The organism is Rathayibacter sp. AY1G1 (genome assembly GCF_002932095.1).
In the GTDB taxonomy this organism is placed as follows: domain Bacteria; phylum Actinomycetota; class Actinomycetes; order Actinomycetales; family Microbacteriaceae; genus Rathayibacter.
The window spans coordinates 1-15,728 of the sequence record NZ_PSUZ01000042.1; the positions used below are offsets into that span (position 1 = coordinate 1).

Here is a 15,728-nt window from a genome sequence, read left to right on the forward strand (position 1 = left end):
GCTCCGAGCGGCCCCGCCGCCGCGGGACGCCACGGACTCGCCGTGGGTGCGGCATGACCGCGCTGCGCTGGCTCGGCTTCCTCGCCTCGTGCGCCCTCGGACTCGTCGCCGTCGTCCTCGCGATCGTGCTGCTCGTCCGGCCCGCCGGCGGGCAAGCGCCCGGCGCAGCCACGGCGTCCGCGCGCCCGTCCTCGGCGCAGTCCGGGACCGTTCCGGCGACGTCCGCCGCTCCCGGCTCCGCGGAGGCGACCGACGGCGCCGCCGCCCCCGCATCGACGGCCTCCGCCGCACCGTCAGACACCGAGCCGGGCACCGGATCCGATGCTCCTCCCGCGATCGTCTCCTTCGCCTCCACCCCCGCCTCCGTCGACTGCGAGGGCGACCGCACCGCCTCCGTCCCGCTCGCCCTGTCGTGGGAGACGAGCGGAGGTGCCACCGCCCGCCTGGCCGTCGGCACCACCGACGCGAGCGCGGGCGAGCCCGTCGACCTCGCGGCGTCCGGCTACACCGCCGTCACCGCCGACTGCCGCGACTCCGAGACCCTGATCACCCTCGCCGTCCTCGCTCCCGACGGCACCACCGCCCAGCGCACCCTCGTCCCCGCCTCCTGAACCGCTCCGCCCGCGCGGAGGCGGTCACGGAGGCGTCGAGCGGCCCCGGCACGGCAGAATGGGACACGATGACCTCCACACCCCCTCCGCTCGGCCTGCTCCTCGACGTCGACGGGCCCATCGCGAGCCCCGTCACGCGCACGATCTCGATCCCCGAGATCGCCGACGACCTCGTCACCCTGGCCAACGCCGGCATCCCGATCGTGTTCAACACGGGCCGCTCCGACGCGTTCCTGCGCGAGCGTGTCCTGCCCGCGCTCCTCGAGCGCGGCGTCTCGGCCGAGGCCCGCATCGTCTGCGTCTGCGAGAAGGGCGCCGTCTGGTTCACCGTCGACTACCGCGGCACCTCGGAGCCGATCGTCGACGAGTCGCTCGCGATCCCCGAGCCGGTGGCCCGCGACCTCGAGCGGATGATCCGCTCCGACTACGACGACCTGGTCTTCTTCGACGAGACCAAGCGCGCCATGGTCTCGGCCGAGCAGCTGGTCGACCTGCCGAGCGAGGACTACCTCGAGCGCCAGCTCGTGTTCGACGCCGACGCCCTGCAGATCATGACCGCCGCGGGCCTGGGAGTCGAGCGCCGCGGCATCCGGTACCCGAACGAGGAGGGGACGGTCGACTTCCGCATCGACCCGACCGTCATCTCGACCGACATCGAGTCGAACCGGCTCGGCAAGGACCTCGGCGCCCAGCGCGCCGTGGAGCTGCTCGGAGCGACCGGCGCGATCCCGCAGCGCTGGCGCACGGTCGGCGACTCCCGGAGCGACTACGCGATGGCCGACTGGCTGTTCGAGCACGCCTACGACGTCGCCCACGTCGACGTGCGGCCCGCAGAGGGCGTGCCCGAGAAGCCCTACCCGGTCCTCGTCGTCGACGGAGCCGTGAACGACGCGGCCGGCGCCGCCGTGCTCCGCCGCTGGACGGAGCTCGTCGCCGACGAGACGACGCCCGAGGTCGGCGGCGCGATCTCGCTCCATGCCCGGAGCTGATCCGCAACCCTCGTCCCTCGTCGCTCAGGCCCGTTAGCGTTCGAGCATGAGAATCGCAGTCACCGGTGGATCCGGCAAGCTCGGCCGCCACGTCGTCACCCGCCTCCGCGCTTCCGGGCACGAGGTCTTCAACCTGGACCGCGCGGGGGACCGCGGCGCGGGCTTCGTCCGCATCGACATCGCCGACTACGGCCAGGTCGTGGACGCGCTGCAGTCGGTGAACGACCAGTACGAGGGCATCGACGCGCTCGTGCACCTCGCCGCGATACCCGCGCCGGGCCTCGTGCCCGACGTCGCCACGTTCCACAACAACATGATCGCGACGTTCAACGCCTTCCACGGAGCGATCCGTGCCGGCATCCGCAACGTCGTCTACGCCTCCAGCGAGACCGTGCTGGGCCTGCCCTTCGACGTCCCGCCGCCCTACATCCCGGTCGACGAGCAGTACCCGGCGCGCCCGGAGTCGGTCTACTCGCTCACCAAGCACCTCGAGGAGCAGATGGCGATCGAGCTGTGCCGCTGGCACCCGGACCTGAAGATCACGGGCCTGCGCTTCTCGAACGTCATGGACGAGGCCGACTACGCCGAGTTCCCGTCGTTCGACTCCGACGCGCTGCTGCGCAAGTGGAACCTCTGGGGCTACATCGACGGACGCGACGGAGCGCAGGCGGTCGAGAAGGCGCTGCTCGCCGAGACGACCGGGTTCGACCGCTTCATCATCGCCGCGGCCGACACCGTGATGACGCGCCCCAACGCCGAGCTGGTGGCCGAGGTGTTCCCCGGCGTCGAGCTGCGCGGCGACCTCGGGACCACCGGGACCCTGCTCTCGATCGACCACGCCCGCGACGTCCTCGGCTACGCCCCCGAGCACTCCTGGCGCGACTCGCAGCAGGGCTGATCCGCGGGCCAGGCGCATCGGGGTCCGCGCTGTTCGTCGGTGGTGGACCTCGATGCGCGGGCTGCACCCGCTCCTCCGATCAGCAGGGGTGCGGTCGGCCCGTGACCGTGCCGGTCGAGGAGCGGCAGCGCGGCGTCTCGAGACCCGCCCTGTTCGTGCGCGGCTCGGCTCGCCGCCCCACGCACGAGCGCGCCCGGTCCGCAGGATGACTGCAGGCCGGGCGCGCTCCGTGGAGCCGAGGATCAGCTCGGGATGTAGTTGAAGGTGTCGGGGTCGGGGCCGGTGCGGTGGCCGCGGTCGAGCGCCGTGATGTCGGTCATCGCCTCGTCGTCGAGCTCGAAGTCGAAGAGGGCGAAGTTCTCCTCCACGCGCTTGCGGGTGACCGACTTCGGGAAGACGATGTCGCCGCGCTGGATGTGCCAGCGGAGCACGACCTGCGCCGGGCTGCGGTCGACGTTGCGCGCGATGCGGGTGATGGTGTCGTCGTCGAGGACGAGGCCCTGCGCGATCGGCGACCAGGCCTCGGTCGCGATGCCGTGCTCGGTGCCGTAGGCGCGGAGCTCCTGCTGCACGAGGTAGGGGTGCACCTCGATCTGGTTCACGGCCGGGACGATGGTCGCCTCGGCGCGGAGCCGGTTGAGGTGGTTGGTCTGGAAGTTGGAGACGCCGATCGCCTTCGCCTTGCCGCTGCGGTAGATCTCCTCCATCGCCTTCCAGGTCTCCAGGTAGTCGCCCACGTTCGGGAGCGGCCAGTGGATGAGGAAGAGGTCGACGTAGTCGAACTGCAGCTCGCCGAGGGTGACGTCGATCGCGGCGAGAGCGTCCTCGCGGGCGTGGAAGCCGTTGTTGAGCTTGCTGGTCACGAAGACCTCGGAGCGGTCGAGGCCGGAGGCGCGGACGGCCTCGCCGACGCCCGCCTCGTTGCCGTACATCTCGGCGGTGTCGATGTGGCGGTAGCCGACCTCGAGGGCCGCCAGGGTCGCGTCCTTGGTCTCGGCCGGGTCGATCTGGAACACGCCGAAGCCCAGCTGCGGGATCTCCACGCCGTTGTTCAGGGTGATCGTGGGGACCGTTGCGGTGTCGTCGCTCATGAGCGAGTACGTCCTTTCGTCGGGGCGAAGGCGCAGTGGAGCCGCGCCGTCGTTCCTCCAGTCCATCGCCTGCGGCTCTCAGCATCAACCCCTTGCGCGCTCGGCGGACATCCAGCTTCCCCGCGGAGGAGGAGTCGGATCCCCTGAGCAGAGGTGCGCCCGCTCCGGGAACGCCGAAGGCCCCCGGCACGGATGCCGGGGGCCTTCGGGGAGCGCGACTTACGCGCGGGACTTGCGGCCGACGATCGCGCCGTAGATGAGGAGGACGACGATCGCACCGACGACGGAGACGATGATGCTCACGATGTTGATGCCGTTGACGGCGTCCTGGATGCCGAACAGCGTGCTGAGGAAGCCGCCGAGCAGCGCGCCCACGATGCCGAGGACGATCGTGATGATCCATCCGCCGCCCTGCTTGCCCGGGAGGATGAGCTTGGCGAGCGCCCCGGCGATGAGGCCGAGGATGATCCAGCTGATGATGCCCATGAGGTTTCTCCTTCAGTTCGTGCTCGATCGGCCGTTCCGATGCGAGCGGAGACACCGGCGGGCCGGTGTCCTGTGAGTCGTGGAAGCGGGGGTCAGCGGAGGCGGCGCTGCACCTTGTCGCGGGCCTTGCTCGCGATGGCGGTGAGCTGCTTGGCCTCGCGCTTGGAGGTCTTCTTGAGCTTCTTGCGGGTCTTCTTCGTGGCCGGGTCGTTCCACACGCCGAGTGCGAGGTGGCGCAGCTCTTCGTAGCGGCCGCGGCCGGCGCGGGAGCCGAACACGTAGGCGGTGAAGGCGACCAGTGCCAGCAGGACGAGGCGGGGATTCATGCGGTGACCCTTCCATCGGAGAGCACCGGGTCGTGCTCGACACCCATTTGACTCTCCTGCGCAATCCATGACAAACCACGGCCCGACCATTGACAGGGACCCCTCGCATCGTGTTCCGCGTGCGCGTGTACCCGATTCAGCCGCAGGCCGGAGACGTCTCGGACGGGAAGCGAGCGTGGAGGTAGTGGCCGTAGCCGCCCTCGACCCGGTTGTCGCGGCGGCCGGAGGTGACCACCTCGCCGCGGTCCGTCGCTCCGACCCGGGCGCCGCTCGCGCGCAGCCGCTCGACGAGCAGGACGTCCTCGTGCAGCGGCTCCCGGCCGAAGCCGCCCGCCGCGAGGTATGCGCTCGCGCGGACGCCGAGGTTCGCGCCGTGGATGCTGCCGATCGACTCCTCCCGCGCGCGGACGTCTCGCCAGCGCGAGTAGGCACCGGGGGAGAGGTCGGCCGGGTCGGGCCGGACCGTGCCGAGCAGCGCGTCGTGCCGTCGGGAGTGCTCGACGTGGGCGGCCAGCCAGTCGCGGGGGACCACGGTGTCGGCGTCGGTGTTGGCGATCCACACCTGCTCGAGCGGAGCGGTGACGGAGGAGAGGGCGTGCGCGATCCCGGCGGAGCGGGCGGCGCCAACTCCGCAGCGGGCGAGCTCCAGCACCTCGGCGCCGGCGGCGCGGGCCCGCTCACCGGTCGCGTCGGAGCAGCCGTCCGCGGCGACCACGAGGCGCATCCCGATTCCGGGCGCCCGATGGGCGAGGTGGGTCGCACTGGCCTGGACGGAGGCGATCAGGCCGCCGATCCGCTCCTCCTCGTCGCGCGCGGGCACGACGACCAGCACCTGCGCGAGCCGGCTCACACCAGCCCCGTCCGGCGGGCGACCGAGCGGGAGTCGCGGGCGTGGACCTCGAGCAGGACGTCCTCCTCCTCGTGGCGGGCGAGGCGGTGCAGGCCCAGCTCGGCCACGGCGGACTGCACGGCGTCGCCGTCCAGAGCGAGCCCCTCGATCGGATGCCGCCAGTGCACGGTGACGAGCTCCCCCGCGGGGGCGAGGGCGTCGCGGACGGTGCGCAGCACGCCGGGGAGGGCGTCGCCGAGGTAGTAGCCGACCTCCGAGAGCACGACCAGGTCGAACGGACCCTCCGGCACGCCGCGGGTGATGTCGTGGTGCTCGACCCGCACGTGCTCGAGCGGAGCGAGGCGGCGGGCGGCGCGCTCGACGGCGGCGCTCGACACGTCGATCGCCAGCAGGCGGTCGGCCCGGTCGGCCAGCGCCTCGGCCAGCACGCCGATCGAGGCGCCGATCTCCAGCACGGAGCCGTAGCGCTGCTCCGGCAGGCTCGCGAGGGTCAGGGCGCGCTTGCGCTGCTCGTACCAGCGGCTCGTGTACCCCCACGGGTCCTCGTGGCGGGCGTACAGCTCGTCGAAGTAGCTCATGCGATCCTCACCAGCCGGTCGTTCCCGGTGAAGGTGCGCAGGAAGAGCGGATGGAGCACCGGACCGGTCCCGTCGGGCCCGGGGCGGGTCTGGCTGGGATAGCGGGAGCGGGCGCGGCGGGTGCGCTCGAGCAGCTCGTCGTCGAGCGGCAGGCGCACGAGATCGCCCCACGGCACCTCGGGGTCCTCCGGGTCCGCCCAGTGCCACAGCCAGATCGGCGCGGCGAGGAGCGGCTGCCCGAGCTCGCGAGCGACCTCCGCGCAGACCTCGCCGACCACGCGGTGGTCCCGGTGCCCGTCCCCGGTCCAGGTGGAGAGGAGCAGGACGGTCCCGGGGGCGCCGGCCGCCCGCTCGCGCACCTCGCGTGCGATGCGCTCGTGGTGCTCCGGGGTCGCCGAGTCCGGCACGTCGAGGAAGGCGAGCCCGATGCCGGGGCCGAGCTCCGCCAGTGCGTCCGAGGCCTCCCGCCGGCGCTCGGCAGCGAGGTCCGCGTCCCGCTCCCCGTGGGCCGCGGCTCCGTCGGTCACGACGACGACGTCGACCGCGATCCCGCGCCGACGCGCGAGCGCGATGGTGCCGCCGCAGCCGAGGGTCTCGTCGTCGGCGTGCGCCACGACCACCAGGACGCGCCGGATCCCGTCGGGCAGGGTCAGCTCCGGGAGGCGGTCGCGGCGGCCGTCCGCGGTCCAGCGCTCGAGAGGAGTGCCTTCGAGGCGCCCGTCGAAGGGCCGGCTCACCAGGAGGCCGCCTCGCCCGAGGCGAGCACGGCGCGGCCGAGAGCGGCGTCGTCGCGCTCGGCGTGGTGCTGGCGGACGTAGAGCGCGAGATCGGCGACGCGCTTGGCGTGCTCGGCGTCGAGGGCGAGCGGAGCCGGGCCGAGCGCGCGGCCGGCGCGGAGCAGGATCTCCTCGACCGCTCCGGCGACGCTCGCCCGCACGCGCTTGGCGAGCAGCGAGCCGCGGGGGCCGTCGGCCTCGCCCGCGTCGACCGCCGCGGCGGCCTCGTCCAGCGCCCGGCGCGACGCGGAGAGCGCCGTGTCGATCGCTCCGAGGTGGGCCAGGAGGTGCGGGTCCTCGCGTCGGGCGGCCGCCGCCGCGACGGCCGCCGCGACTCCGAGGGCTCCGCCGTGCCAGCAGGCGGCGACGCCGATGCCGCCCCAGGCGAAGCCGGGCCGCGAGAGGTACCAGCCGGCGTCCCCCACGGGGACGGCGCGGGTGCCGGAGAAGCGGACCGGTCCGCTGGGCACCTCCGTCAGGCCCCGCGCGTGCCAGGCGTCCTGCTCCGGCGTCGCCGTCCCGTCGCGCAGCGCCACGGCGAAGAGGCGGCGCTCGCCGGAGGCGTCCCCGACGTGGGCGGTGACGAGGGCGGCGTCGAGGCGGTCGGCCAGCGAGCACCAGGGCTTCACTCCGTCGAGCAGCCAGTCGCCGTCGCTCTCGCGGGCGACCAGAGGATCCCCGCCGCCCTCGGCCGCGAAGACCCCCCAGGCGGCGTCGGCGGCGACTCCGAGTCCGGACGGGACGAGCTCCGCCTCGCCGAGGATCGCGAGAGCGTCGAGGTGCGGCTCCACCGCGCGCGCGACGCCGAGGTCGTGCCGAGCCAGGCGCTCGAGGAGACCGTGCAGCTCGGCGGTGCGACCGGTGCCGGGCCGGGGCGCGTCGGTGCTCAGACCGCGCGCGAAGCCGAGCGCGCCGTCCACGTCGTGGGGGAGGAGAGAGGAGGAGTGCTGGTCCATCGCCTCCGAAACTACGCAGTCGAGCGGGCGGCGTCCGGCGATTGTCCCCGGACGGACGGGGTGCTAGGCGTCAGATGTCGAGGTCGTTGATCCTGTGCAGGAGAGAGGCGAAGAGCTCGACGTCGGCGAGCGCCCAGCTGCGCAGCTCCTCGTGCATCAGCGCCTGGTTCGAGCTGCGGATCTCGCGCAGCCGCGCGGCGGTCGCCGGAGTCACCGAGAGGATCGTGGCGCGGCCGTCCTGCGGGTCGGGGGTGCGCTCGAGGAAGCCGAGGCGGTCGAGCGCCGTGATCTGGCGGCTGAGCGCCGACTTGTCCATCTCGAGGAGCTCGGCCAGCACGCCCGAGTGCACGGGTCCGCGGCGCTCGAGCGCCGAGATCGTCTTGTAGCCCAGCGGCGTCAGCTCTGGGTGGAGACGCTCGGCGTAGGAGCGCATCGCCGCCCGCACGCGGTTGAAGAGGGTGCTGAGCTCGCCCTCCACCGAGGCGATCGCGGAGTCGACGTCGCGGGCGGAGTCGGGGGTCGGGCCGGTCATGCCTCCAGCATCCCGCGAGCGGGCCCTCCTCCTCGACTTGCGCCCGCGCGCCGCGATGACGTACGCTTCCCGAAGCCAAAGACCGCCGGTTTCCGGTGTGCGCACGAGCAGGGCCCCGGCCCCGCGGATCGCCACCGGACGAAGGATTCGCGAAGCGAATTGCCCGCGCAGGTGCACGAGTTCAGTTCCGCCTCACCGCGATCCCGAAGCTCCGCGCCCCTGTGCCGGAGCTTTTTTCTTTGCCTGCCTTCGGGCTACCGGCACGAGAATTCACAGGAGTAGCCATGGCGAACAAGGAAGCCTCGGTTGCCGAACTCACGGAGAAGTTCCAGAGCTCGACGGCCGTTCTGCTGACCGAGTACCGCGGTCTCACTGTTGCTCAGCTCAAGACGCTGCGCAAGGACATCAGTGAGCACGCAACCTACGCCGTGGTGAAGAACACGCTGACCAAGATCGCGGCGAACAACGCCGGTATCTCGTCCTTCGACGACGAGCTCGCTGGCCCCTCGGCCATCGCGTTCGTGCACGGCGACCCTGTCGCCGTCGCGAAGTCGCTGCGTGCCTTCGCCAAGGCAAACCCTCTCCTCGTGGTCAAGGGCGGTTACTTCGACGGTAACCCGCTGACCGCAGAAGAGGTGGGCAAGCTCGCCGACCTCGAGTCCCGCGAAGTTCTGCTCGGCAAGCTCGCCGGCGCCTTCAAGGCCTCGCTGTTCGGCGCCGCATATCTGTTCAACGCTCCGCTCTCGAAGGCCGTTCGCACGGTCGAGGCGCTGCGCGAGAAGCAGGAGTCCGCGAGCTGACGTCTTCCCCTTCCGGGAAGCAGTGCGCGCGCGGTTCGTAGACAAAGAAAAACAAGGAGAAAAATCATGGCAAAGCTCACGCAGGACGAGCTCATCGAGGCCTTCAAGGAGCTCACGCTCATCGAGCTCTCGGAGTTCGTCAAGAAGTTCGAAGAGGTCTTCGAGGTCACCGCTGCGGCGCCCGTCGCCGCCGCCGGTGTGGCCGGCCCGGCCGCCCCCGCCGAAGAGGTCGAGGAGCAGACCGAGTTCGACGTCGTGCTCGAGGCCGCCGGCGAGAAGAAGATCCAGGTCATCAAGGAGGTGCGCGCCCTCACCAGCCTCGGCCTCGGTGAGGCGAAGGCGCTCGTCGACGGTGCCCCCAAGGCGGTCCTCGAGGCCGTCAACAAGGAGACCGCCGAGAAGGCCAAGGCTCAGCTCGAGGGCGCCGGCGCGACCGTCACCGTCAAGTAATCCCCTTCACCCGTCGCGGGTGCCGGCTCCGGTCGGTCGCTCGTCAGGGTGACGCAGGCACGCCTGCAGACGCAGGGCGTCGTCTCCTCGGAGGCGGCGCCCTTCGTCGTTCCCGGCCGTTGGCGGCGCGCGCCCCTAGGATCGGAGCGTGACTGCTCACGATCTGCTCGCCGGGCTCCCCGCCCGCGACGTCCCGCCCAGCGAGGTCTCGCTCAGCGAGCTCCTGAGCGACTTCGTCTCGGTGACGCACCGGATCACCCGCCTTGCCGCCCAGGCGACCGGCAACCAGGAGTCGCAGGCCGTCTGGCGCACGCTCTCGGTGCTCCTCTCGATGGGCCCGATGCGCCTGGGGGAGCTCGCCTCCCAGAGCCGCGTCTCGCAGCCCACGATGACCAAGATCGTGAAGAACCTCGTCGAGACCGGCTGGCTCGACCGCATCGCCGATCCCCTCGACGCGCGCGCCTGGCAGATCCGCCTGGCTCCCGCCGGCGCGGACGCGCTGAACGCCTGGCGGACCGACCTCGGCGACGCGCTGACGCCGATCTTCGCCGATCTGACTCCGGAGGACCGCCGCGTCCTCGAGCGCGCCGTCGAGATCATGCACGAGCGCCTCGTCGTCGGCCCGCGCGACTGACCCCCTCCCGCACGGTTCCGCCGCGCGGCACACTGGTCGCGTGCAGATGCAACTCGAGCTCGTCCCCCTCCCCGTCAGCGACGTCGACCGCGCGGTCGCCTTCTACACGGAGGTGATGGGCTTCCACCTCGACCACGACGTGCGGCCCTCCGCCGCGATGCGCGTGGTCCAGCTCACCCCGCCCGGCTCGGCCTGCTCGATCGTGGTCGGCAGCGGGATGGGCCCCGGTCCGGAGGAGGGCGTCGTCCGCTCCCTCCACCTCGTCGTCGACGACATCGCCGCCGCTCGCGCGGAGCTCGTCGGCCGCTCGCTCGAGATCAGCGAGGTCCAGGACCTGGGCGGCGTGCAGTACGCGTACTTCGCCGATCCGGACGGCAACACCTGGGCGCTCCAGGAGATCGGGAGCAGGACGCCCCCGGAGTGAGTCAGTCCTCGGGCCAGCGGACCCGGGCGTCGACGTCCGGGTGCTTGCGCAGCCAGGCCGCGACGAAGGGGCAGCGCGGGACGACCGTGCCGCCCGCCTCCGTGATCGCGGTGACCGCGGCCAGCGCGAGGATGCTCCCGAGGCCGTGGCCCTCCCACGCGTCGTCGACGACGGTGTGGGTGAGCGTCACCTCGTCGCCCTGGCGGGTGTACGCGGCGAAGCCGGCCGGGGTGCCGCCGACCTCGATCACGAAGCGGGACCGCTCGGGGACGTCGCGGACGGTGGGGGTGTCGGAGTCGCTCATGCTCCGATTCTCGCTCCCCGCGGCGCCGAGGTGCTGGTGCGGATCACCAGCGAGGCGGGGATCAGCGTGTGGCGGGCCGGGGGAGGGGGCTCGCCGCGACCGAGGGCGGCCAGCGCGTCCAGCACCAGCGCGACCGCGAGCTCGCCCTGCTGACGCGGGTCCTGGCGGATCGAGCTGAGACCGAAGAGCTCGGCGAGGGGGTGGTCGTCGATCCCGATGACGGAGACGTCCTCGGGCACCGAGAGGCCGAGCTCGCGCGCCGCGAGGATGATCCCGATCGCGATCTCGTCGGAGGCGGCGAAGATCGCCGTCGGCCGGGTCCGCGGGTCGCCGAGGACCTGCCGTCCGGCGCTGTGCCCGCCGGGGATGTCGAAGGTGGTGGGCACGATGTCCTGCGCGCCCGGCTCGAGGCCGGCGGCGGCGAGCGCCTGGCGGAAGCCGTCGCGGCGCTGCGTGTGGACGTGGAAGTCCATCTCCTCCTCCGCGAGCCCGCCGATGTGGACGACCCGCTCATGGCCGAGGGAGAGCAGGTGCTCCGTGGCGAGGCGGGAGGCGGCGACGTCGTCGATGCTGAAGGTGGGGATGCCGGGGAGCTCGCCGCCGATGCCGACGATGGGCTTGCCCAGGGCGAGGAGCGCCTCCGTCTCGTGCGGCGATATCTCGAGGGTGACGGCGACGATCGCGTCGACGCGCTTGCGGACGAGGTAGTACTCGAACACGCTCCGGCGGGCGTCGAGGTGCTTGTCGATGTTGTAGAGGAGCAGGTCGTAGCCGGCGGCGAGCAGGGCGCGCTCGATGCCCTCGATGATCCCGGCGAAGAACCACTGGTTGATGATCGGGATGATCACGGCGATGTTGTTGCTGCGGCCGGTGACGAGGCTGGAGGCGTTGGCGGAGACGACGTAGCCCAGGCTCGTCGCGGCGCGCTCGACGCGCTGCTTCGTCCCCGCGGAGACGTAGCCCCGGCCGCTGAGCGCGCGCGAGACCGTCGCCTTCGACACTCCTGCGAGCTCGGCCACCTCTTCGATGCCTGGCACGGCGTTCCTCCCGACCGTCCGGCCTCGATGCTGGAAACGGTTCCAGGAAGTTATACCCCGCCCGGCGGCCGGGCGTCGCACCGAGATCGACCTCCGCCCGGCCCGGCCGCCGCGATCGCTGTTCTGACGCCGAATCGTTATCTCAGAGAGCGCTCTATCACCGGCGTTGTGCTTTCATCGTTCTTGTGGAAAGGTTTCCCTCCGTGGGAGCCCACCCACACGAATCCGGTGATCCGCTCGGAGTTCCTCCTGGCATCGCCATCACCAGCATCCGAGTCGTCGCGGCACACGCTTCGAGCCGCCACAGCCTCCCGATCCCGATCGGCGAGGAGCGGCCTGCTCGGCTGGTTCCACCACTCAATGAGGAGGAAGAATGCGGTCATCCCTGCACCGCCGTATCACCGTCCCGGTCGCCGTTCTGGCAGCGGCCGGCATCGCACTCGCGGGCTGCTCCAGCAGCAGTGACCCCAACGACCCGAACGCCGGCGGCGGCAGCTCGGCCGGCACGGTCGGCACCGCCGACGGCGTCGTCAACGTCTACGGCACCATCAACGGCGACGAGGCCACCCTTCTCGAGCAGTCCTGGGCGGACTGGGAGAAGGAGAGCGGCATCGAGATCAAGTACACGGGCGACAAGGAGTTCGAGAAGCAGATCGGCATCAAGGTCCAGGGTGGCGACACCCCCGACCTCGCGATCTTCCCGCAGCCGGGTCTGCTCGCCGACACCGTCGCCTCCGGCAAGGTGCAGGAGCTCCCCGAGGGCGCCCTCGCCAACGTCAAGCAGAACTGGTCCGAGGACTGGCAGAAGTACGGCCAGGTCGACGGCACCCAGTACGGCGCGCCGCTGATGGCGTCCGTCAAGGGCTACATCTGGTACTCCCCAGCCAAGTTCAAGGAGTGGGGCGTCTCCGTTCCCACGACGTGGGACGAGATGGAGGCGCTCGGCAAGACGATCGCCGAGAAGACCGGCGGACCGTCCTGGTGCGCGGGCTTCAACTCCGGTGAGGCCTCCGGCTGGCCCGGAACCGACTGGATCGAGGACGCCGTCCTCCGCGAGGCCGGCCCCGACGTCTACGACTCCTGGGTCGCGGGCGACACCCCCTTCACCGACCCGGCCATCAAGTCCGCGTTCGACTCCATCGGATCGATCCTCCTCGACCCGACCCTCGTCAACGCCGGCTACGGCGATGTGAAGTCGATCAACTCCACCGCCTTCGGCGACGTCGCCCAGAACATGGCGAACGGCACCTGCGCGCTGACCCACCAGGCCTCGTTCTTCGAGGGCTTCCTGACCTCGGCCGGCGCCAACGTGGCCGAGGACGGCGACGTGTGGGCCTTCCTCACCCCGCCGGTCAAGGCCGACGACGCCCAGGCCGTCACCGGTGGTGGCGAGATGGTCGCCGCGTTCTCGAACGACGAGGACACCGCGAAGGTCCAGGAGTACCTGGCCAGCGCCGACTGGGCCAACAGCCGCGTCTCCCTCGGCGGCGTCATCTCCGCGAACACCGGTCTCGACCCGGCCAACGCGGGCAGCGACGTCCTGAAGGACTCCATCGCGATCCTCCAGAACCCGGACACCACGTTCCGCTTCGACGCGTCCGACCTCATGCCGAAGGCAGTGGGCTCGGACAGCTTCTTCAAGGGCATGGTCGACTGGATCGACGGCACGAGCACCGACCAGGCGCTCGAGGAGATCCAGGCCGGCTACACCTCCTAGCAGCGGAGCAGAGCCGCCGCTCCCGAGTGGCGGCTCAGCTGTGACGGCCCGGCCCCCGGATCCACGGATCCCGGGGCCGGGCCCCTCCTGAGTCCAGAGTCGCACTCGAAAGGGCGTCCATGTCCCCCATCACCATCTCGGGGTTCTTCCAATGGCTGGCGGGAATCCCGCCGCTCGCGCAGATCCCGCTCATCCTCCTGGCCTTCGCGGCCGTGGTGGCGCTCATCCTCTTCTTCGTCGAGATCGCGCCCCGCCGCGGCACCGGCTACACGGTCCTCCGGCTCGCGGTCACGGTCGTCCTGCCGGTCGTCCTCCTGCTGGTCTTCGGCCTCTACAACTCCGTCCTCTGGGTCGCGGTGGTGGCCGCCGTCATCGGCGGCGCGCTGTTCCTGCTCGACTTCCGGTCCCGCAAAGGCGCGGGCTACGGACTCCAGCTCATCGCGTTCATGGCACCGGCCGCCTTCTTCATCCTCATCGGCCTGATCTACCCGACGATCACGACGGCCATCAACGCGTTCATGAAGAACGACGGCTCCGGATTCGCCGGCATCGACAACTTCGTCTGGGTCTTCACCAGCCCCGACGGCATCACCGCCTTCCTGAACACGGTGGTCTGGGTGCTCCTGGCCCCCATCACGGCGACCGCGATCGGTCTCGCCTACGCGGTCTTCATCGACAAGAGCCGCGGCGAGAAGTTCTTCAAGCTGCTGGTCTTCATGCCGATGGCGATCTCGTTCGTCGGCGCGTCGATCATCTTCAAGTTCTTCTACGACGTGCGCCAGGGCGAGCAGATCGGCCTCCTCAACGGCATCCTCACCGCCTTCGGCGCCCCGCCGGTCGACTGGCTGGGACTCGAGCCGTGGAACACGCTGTTCCTCGTCGTCGTCCTCATCTGGACCCAGGCCGGATTCGCCATGACGGTGCTCTCCGCCGCCATCAAGGGCGTCCCCTCCGAGCAGCTCGAAGCGGCCTCGCTCGACGGCACCAGCGCGTGGCAGTCCTTCTGGAACGTCACCGTCCCCGGCATCCGCTCCTCGATCGTGGTCGTCCTCACGACGATCTCGATCGCGTCGCTGAAGGTCTTCGACATCGTCTCGGCGATGACCGGCGGCCGCTCCGACACCACGGTCCTCGCGTTCGAGATGGTCCGCCAGTTCCAGCTCGGCGCCCGCAGCGGCTACAGCGCGGCCCTCGCGGTCATCCTGTTCCTGCTCGTGCTCCCGATCGTCGTCTACAACGCCCGCCAGCTCGCCAAGCAGAGGGAGATCCGATGAGCGTCACGCCCACTCCGATCCAGGTTCCGGTCGACCGCAGCACCGAGCGCGCGCTCGCCCGCGGCGAGTCCAGGATCGAGGCGGCCAGCGGCAAGGTGAAGAAGGCGACGACGTCGCGCGGCGCCACCCTCGCCGCGCTGATCATCGCCGTCATCTGGACCGTCCCCACCCTCGGTCTGTTCATCTCGTCGTTCCGCCCCGCGAACGACATCAAGACGACCGGCTGGTGGACGATCTTCGCCAACCCCGGCTTCACCCTCGACAACTACGCGAACGCGCTCAACTCCGGCGACAGCCTGACCCTGGGCAAGGCGTTCGTGAACTCGCTGGTCATCACGCTGCCGGCGGCGCTGATCCCGATCACGATCGCCAGCCTCGCCGCCTACGCGTTCGCCTGGATCGACTTCAAGGGCCGCAACACGCTCTTCGTCCTCGTGTTCTCGCTCCAGATCGTCCCCATCCAGATGGCGCTCGTGCCGCTGCTGCAGCTGTTCTCGGATGGCCTGCGCATCGGAGGGCTCTACATCCTCCCCGGCCTCGGGGTGAACGGGTTGGACGGCTCCTACGCGAAGGTGTGGATCGCGCACACGATCTTCGCGCTCCCGCTCGCGATCTTCATGCTCCACAACTTCATCTCCGAGATCCCCGGCGAGGTCATCGAAGCGGCACGAGTGGACGGCGCCGGACACGGCCAGATCTTCTTCCGCATCGTGCTCCCGCTCTCGGTCCCCGCCATCGCCTCCTTCGGCATCTTCCAGTTCCTCTGGGTCTGGAACGACCTGCTGGTCGCGACGGTCTTCACCTCCGGACAGGGCTTGCCGATCACGAAGGCGCTGCAGGACCTCACCGGCTCCTACGGCCAATCGTGGGAGCTGCTCACGGCCGGCGCGTTCATCTCGATCATCGTGCCGCTCATCGTGTTCTTCTCCCTCCAGAGGTTCTTCGTCCGCGGCCTCCTCGCCGGCGCCACCAAGGGCTGACGACCCGCGGGGGTG

The 15,728-nt window shown here is 71.0% G+C and carries 20 protein-coding genes; 10 read left to right on the forward strand and 10 right to left on the reverse strand.

Annotated features, from left to right (window positions below):
* Positions 1-53 precede the first annotated feature (53 nt).
* The 3 genes from C5C36_RS16545 to C5C36_RS16555 all read left to right on the forward strand — a co-directional run bounded on the left by C5C36_RS16545 (position 54) and on the right by C5C36_RS16555 (position 2,498).
* Positions 54-611 (forward strand): hypothetical protein, encoded by a 558-nt coding sequence (locus C5C36_RS16545; protein ID WP_104310071.1) that lies wholly within the window; start codon positions 54-56, stop codon positions 609-611.
* Positions 612-679: 68 nt separating this feature from the next.
* Entirely contained in the window at positions 680-1,600 is a 921-nt protein-coding gene (locus C5C36_RS16550; protein WP_104234599.1) for a hypothetical protein, read from the forward strand.
* A gap of 46 nt (positions 1,601-1,646) precedes the next feature.
* Entirely contained in the window at positions 1,647-2,498 is an 852-nt protein-coding gene (locus tag C5C36_RS16555; protein ID WP_104310072.1) for an NAD(P)-dependent oxidoreductase, read from the forward strand.
* A 242-nt stretch (positions 2,499-2,740) separates the two neighbouring features.
* Here the strand turns inward: C5C36_RS16555 and C5C36_RS16560 are convergent, their stop codons facing one another.
* The 8 genes from C5C36_RS16560 to C5C36_RS16590 form a co-directional block, all read right to left on the reverse strand.
* Positions 2,741-3,589 (reverse strand): aldo/keto reductase, encoded by an 849-nt coding sequence (locus C5C36_RS16560; RefSeq protein ID WP_104248244.1) that lies wholly within the window; start codon positions 3,587-3,589, stop codon positions 2,741-2,743.
* A 219-nt stretch (positions 3,590-3,808) separates the two neighbouring features.
* Positions 3,809-4,075: a GlsB/YeaQ/YmgE family stress response membrane protein gene (locus tag C5C36_RS16565; protein ID WP_104224330.1), complete on the reverse strand. Its 267-nt coding sequence runs from the start codon at positions 4,073-4,075 to the stop codon at positions 3,809-3,811.
* A gap of 92 nt (positions 4,076-4,167) precedes the next feature.
* Positions 4,168-4,401, reverse strand: a complete 234-nt coding sequence (locus tag C5C36_RS16570; protein ID WP_104227476.1) for a hypothetical protein — start codon at positions 4,399-4,401, stop codon at positions 4,168-4,170.
* A 136-nt stretch (positions 4,402-4,537) separates the two neighbouring features.
* Complete coding sequence (locus C5C36_RS16575) at positions 4,538-5,251, reverse strand: glycosyltransferase family 2 protein (protein WP_104310073.1); 714 nt, start codon at positions 5,249-5,251, stop codon at positions 4,538-4,540.
* Complete coding sequence (locus C5C36_RS16580) at positions 5,248-5,829, reverse strand: class I SAM-dependent methyltransferase (RefSeq protein WP_104310074.1); 582 nt, start codon at positions 5,827-5,829, stop codon at positions 5,248-5,250. Before C5C36_RS16580 ends, C5C36_RS16575 begins: the two co-directional genes overlap by 4 nt.
* Positions 5,826-6,566 carry a PIG-L deacetylase family protein gene (locus C5C36_RS17410; RefSeq protein ID WP_181133846.1) on the reverse strand — a complete coding sequence of 247 codons (741 nt, stop codon included), beginning with the start codon at positions 6,564-6,566 and terminating at the stop codon, positions 5,826-5,828. Before C5C36_RS17410 ends, C5C36_RS16580 begins: the two co-directional genes overlap by 4 nt.
* The gene (locus C5C36_RS17415) at positions 6,563-7,561 is read right to left on the reverse strand and encodes an acyl-CoA/acyl-ACP dehydrogenase (protein WP_146085363.1); all 999 of its coding nucleotides are present in this window, start codon (positions 7,559-7,561) and stop codon (positions 6,563-6,565) included. The genes C5C36_RS17410 and C5C36_RS17415 overlap by 4 nt, the downstream gene beginning before the upstream one ends.
* A gap of 70 nt (positions 7,562-7,631) precedes the next feature.
* Positions 7,632-8,093, reverse strand: a complete 462-nt coding sequence (locus C5C36_RS16590) for a MarR family winged helix-turn-helix transcriptional regulator (protein ID WP_104224334.1) — start codon at positions 8,091-8,093, stop codon at positions 7,632-7,634.
* Positions 8,094-8,377: 284 nt separating this feature from the next.
* On the opposite strand from C5C36_RS16590, the gene rplJ reads away from it, so the two are divergent.
* The 4 genes from rplJ to C5C36_RS16610 all read left to right on the forward strand — a co-directional run bounded on the left by rplJ (position 8,378) and on the right by C5C36_RS16610 (position 10,401).
* On the forward strand, positions 8,378-8,893 hold the full coding sequence (gene rplJ / locus C5C36_RS16595) for a 50S ribosomal protein L10 (protein WP_055791018.1): 516 nt from the start codon (positions 8,378-8,380) through the stop codon (positions 8,891-8,893).
* A 66-nt stretch (positions 8,894-8,959) separates the two neighbouring features.
* Positions 8,960-9,343, forward strand: a complete 384-nt coding sequence (rplL, locus tag C5C36_RS16600) for a 50S ribosomal protein L7/L12 (RefSeq protein WP_104224335.1) — start codon at positions 8,960-8,962, stop codon at positions 9,341-9,343.
* Positions 9,344-9,491: 148 nt separating this feature from the next.
* Positions 9,492-9,977, forward strand: coding sequence for a MarR family winged helix-turn-helix transcriptional regulator (locus tag C5C36_RS16605; RefSeq protein WP_244229591.1), 486 nt, complete (start codon positions 9,492-9,494; stop codon positions 9,975-9,977).
* A 40-nt stretch (positions 9,978-10,017) separates the two neighbouring features.
* Positions 10,018-10,401 (forward strand): VOC family protein, encoded by a 384-nt coding sequence (locus tag C5C36_RS16610; protein ID WP_181133847.1) that lies wholly within the window; start codon positions 10,018-10,020, stop codon positions 10,399-10,401.
* A gap of 1 nt (position 10,402) precedes the next feature.
* On the opposite strand, the gene C5C36_RS16615 is transcribed toward C5C36_RS16610, so the two are convergent.
* Both C5C36_RS16615 and C5C36_RS16620 read right to left on the reverse strand, forming a co-directional pair.
* Positions 10,403-10,705: a GNAT family N-acetyltransferase gene (locus C5C36_RS16615; protein WP_104262982.1), complete on the reverse strand. Its 303-nt coding sequence runs from the start codon at positions 10,703-10,705 to the stop codon at positions 10,403-10,405.
* A complete protein-coding gene (locus C5C36_RS16620; protein ID WP_104224337.1) occupies positions 10,702-11,742 on the reverse strand; it encodes a LacI family DNA-binding transcriptional regulator in 1,041 nt (346 codons plus the stop codon). The genes C5C36_RS16615 and C5C36_RS16620 overlap by 4 nt, the downstream gene beginning before the upstream one ends.
* Positions 11,743-12,115: 373 nt before the next feature.
* Between C5C36_RS16620 and C5C36_RS16625 the strand changes: the two genes are divergently transcribed.
* From C5C36_RS16625 to C5C36_RS16635, 3 genes are all read left to right on the forward strand, one after another.
* The gene (locus C5C36_RS16625; RefSeq protein WP_104310075.1) at positions 12,116-13,459 is read left to right on the forward strand and encodes an ABC transporter substrate-binding protein; all 1,344 of its coding nucleotides are present in this window, start codon (positions 12,116-12,118) and stop codon (positions 13,457-13,459) included.
* A 119-nt stretch (positions 13,460-13,578) separates the two neighbouring features.
* A complete protein-coding gene (locus C5C36_RS16630; RefSeq protein ID WP_181027270.1) occupies positions 13,579-14,733 on the forward strand; it encodes a carbohydrate ABC transporter permease in 1,155 nt (384 codons plus the stop codon).
* Positions 14,730-15,713, forward strand: coding sequence for a carbohydrate ABC transporter permease (locus tag C5C36_RS16635; RefSeq protein ID WP_104224339.1), 984 nt, complete (start codon positions 14,730-14,732; stop codon positions 15,711-15,713). Before C5C36_RS16630 ends, C5C36_RS16635 begins: the two co-directional genes overlap by 4 nt.
* The last annotated feature ends 15 nt before the right edge of the window (positions 15,714-15,728 follow it).

Bases quoted from the DNA above. Each gene is read 5' to 3' on its own strand.
- C5C36_RS16545 (WP_104310071.1), top strand. From the start codon at position 54: ATGACCGCGCTGCGCTGGCTCGGCTTCCTCGCCTCGTGCGCCCTCGGA.
- C5C36_RS16550 (WP_104234599.1), top strand. From the start codon at position 680: ATGACCTCCACACCCCCTCCGCTCGGCCTGCTCCTCGACGTCGACGGG.
- C5C36_RS16555 (WP_104310072.1), top strand. From the start codon at position 1,647: ATGAGAATCGCAGTCACCGGTGGATCCGGCAAGCTCGGCCGCCACGTC.
- C5C36_RS16560 (WP_104248244.1), bottom strand. From the start codon at position 3,589: ATGAGCGACGACACCGCAACGGTCCCCACGATCACCCTGAACAACGGC.
- C5C36_RS16565 (WP_104224330.1), bottom strand. From the start codon at position 4,075: ATGGGCATCATCAGCTGGATCATCCTCGGCCTCATCGCCGGGGCGCTC.
- C5C36_RS16570 (WP_104227476.1), bottom strand. From the start codon at position 4,401: ATGAATCCCCGCCTCGTCCTGCTGGCACTGGTCGCCTTCACCGCCTAC.
- C5C36_RS16580 (WP_104310074.1), bottom strand. From the start codon at position 5,829: ATGAGCTACTTCGACGAGCTGTACGCCCGCCACGAGGACCCGTGGGGG.
- C5C36_RS17415 (WP_146085363.1), bottom strand. From the start codon at position 7,561: ATGGACCAGCACTCCTCCTCTCTCCTCCCCCACGACGTGGACGGCGCG.
- C5C36_RS16590 (WP_104224334.1), bottom strand. From the start codon at position 8,093: ATGACCGGCCCGACCCCCGACTCCGCCCGCGACGTCGACTCCGCGATC.
- rplJ (WP_055791018.1), top strand. From the start codon at position 8,378: ATGGCGAACAAGGAAGCCTCGGTTGCCGAACTCACGGAGAAGTTCCAG.
- rplL (WP_104224335.1), top strand. From the start codon at position 8,960: ATGGCAAAGCTCACGCAGGACGAGCTCATCGAGGCCTTCAAGGAGCTC.
- C5C36_RS16615 (WP_104262982.1), bottom strand. From the start codon at position 10,705: ATGAGCGACTCCGACACCCCCACCGTCCGCGACGTCCCCGAGCGGTCC.
- C5C36_RS16625 (WP_104310075.1), top strand. From the start codon at position 12,116: ATGCGGTCATCCCTGCACCGCCGTATCACCGTCCCGGTCGCCGTTCTG.
- C5C36_RS16630 (WP_181027270.1), top strand. From the start codon at position 13,579: ATGTCCCCCATCACCATCTCGGGGTTCTTCCAATGGCTGGCGGGAATC.
- C5C36_RS16635 (WP_104224339.1), top strand. From the start codon at position 14,730: ATGAGCGTCACGCCCACTCCGATCCAGGTTCCGGTCGACCGCAGCACC.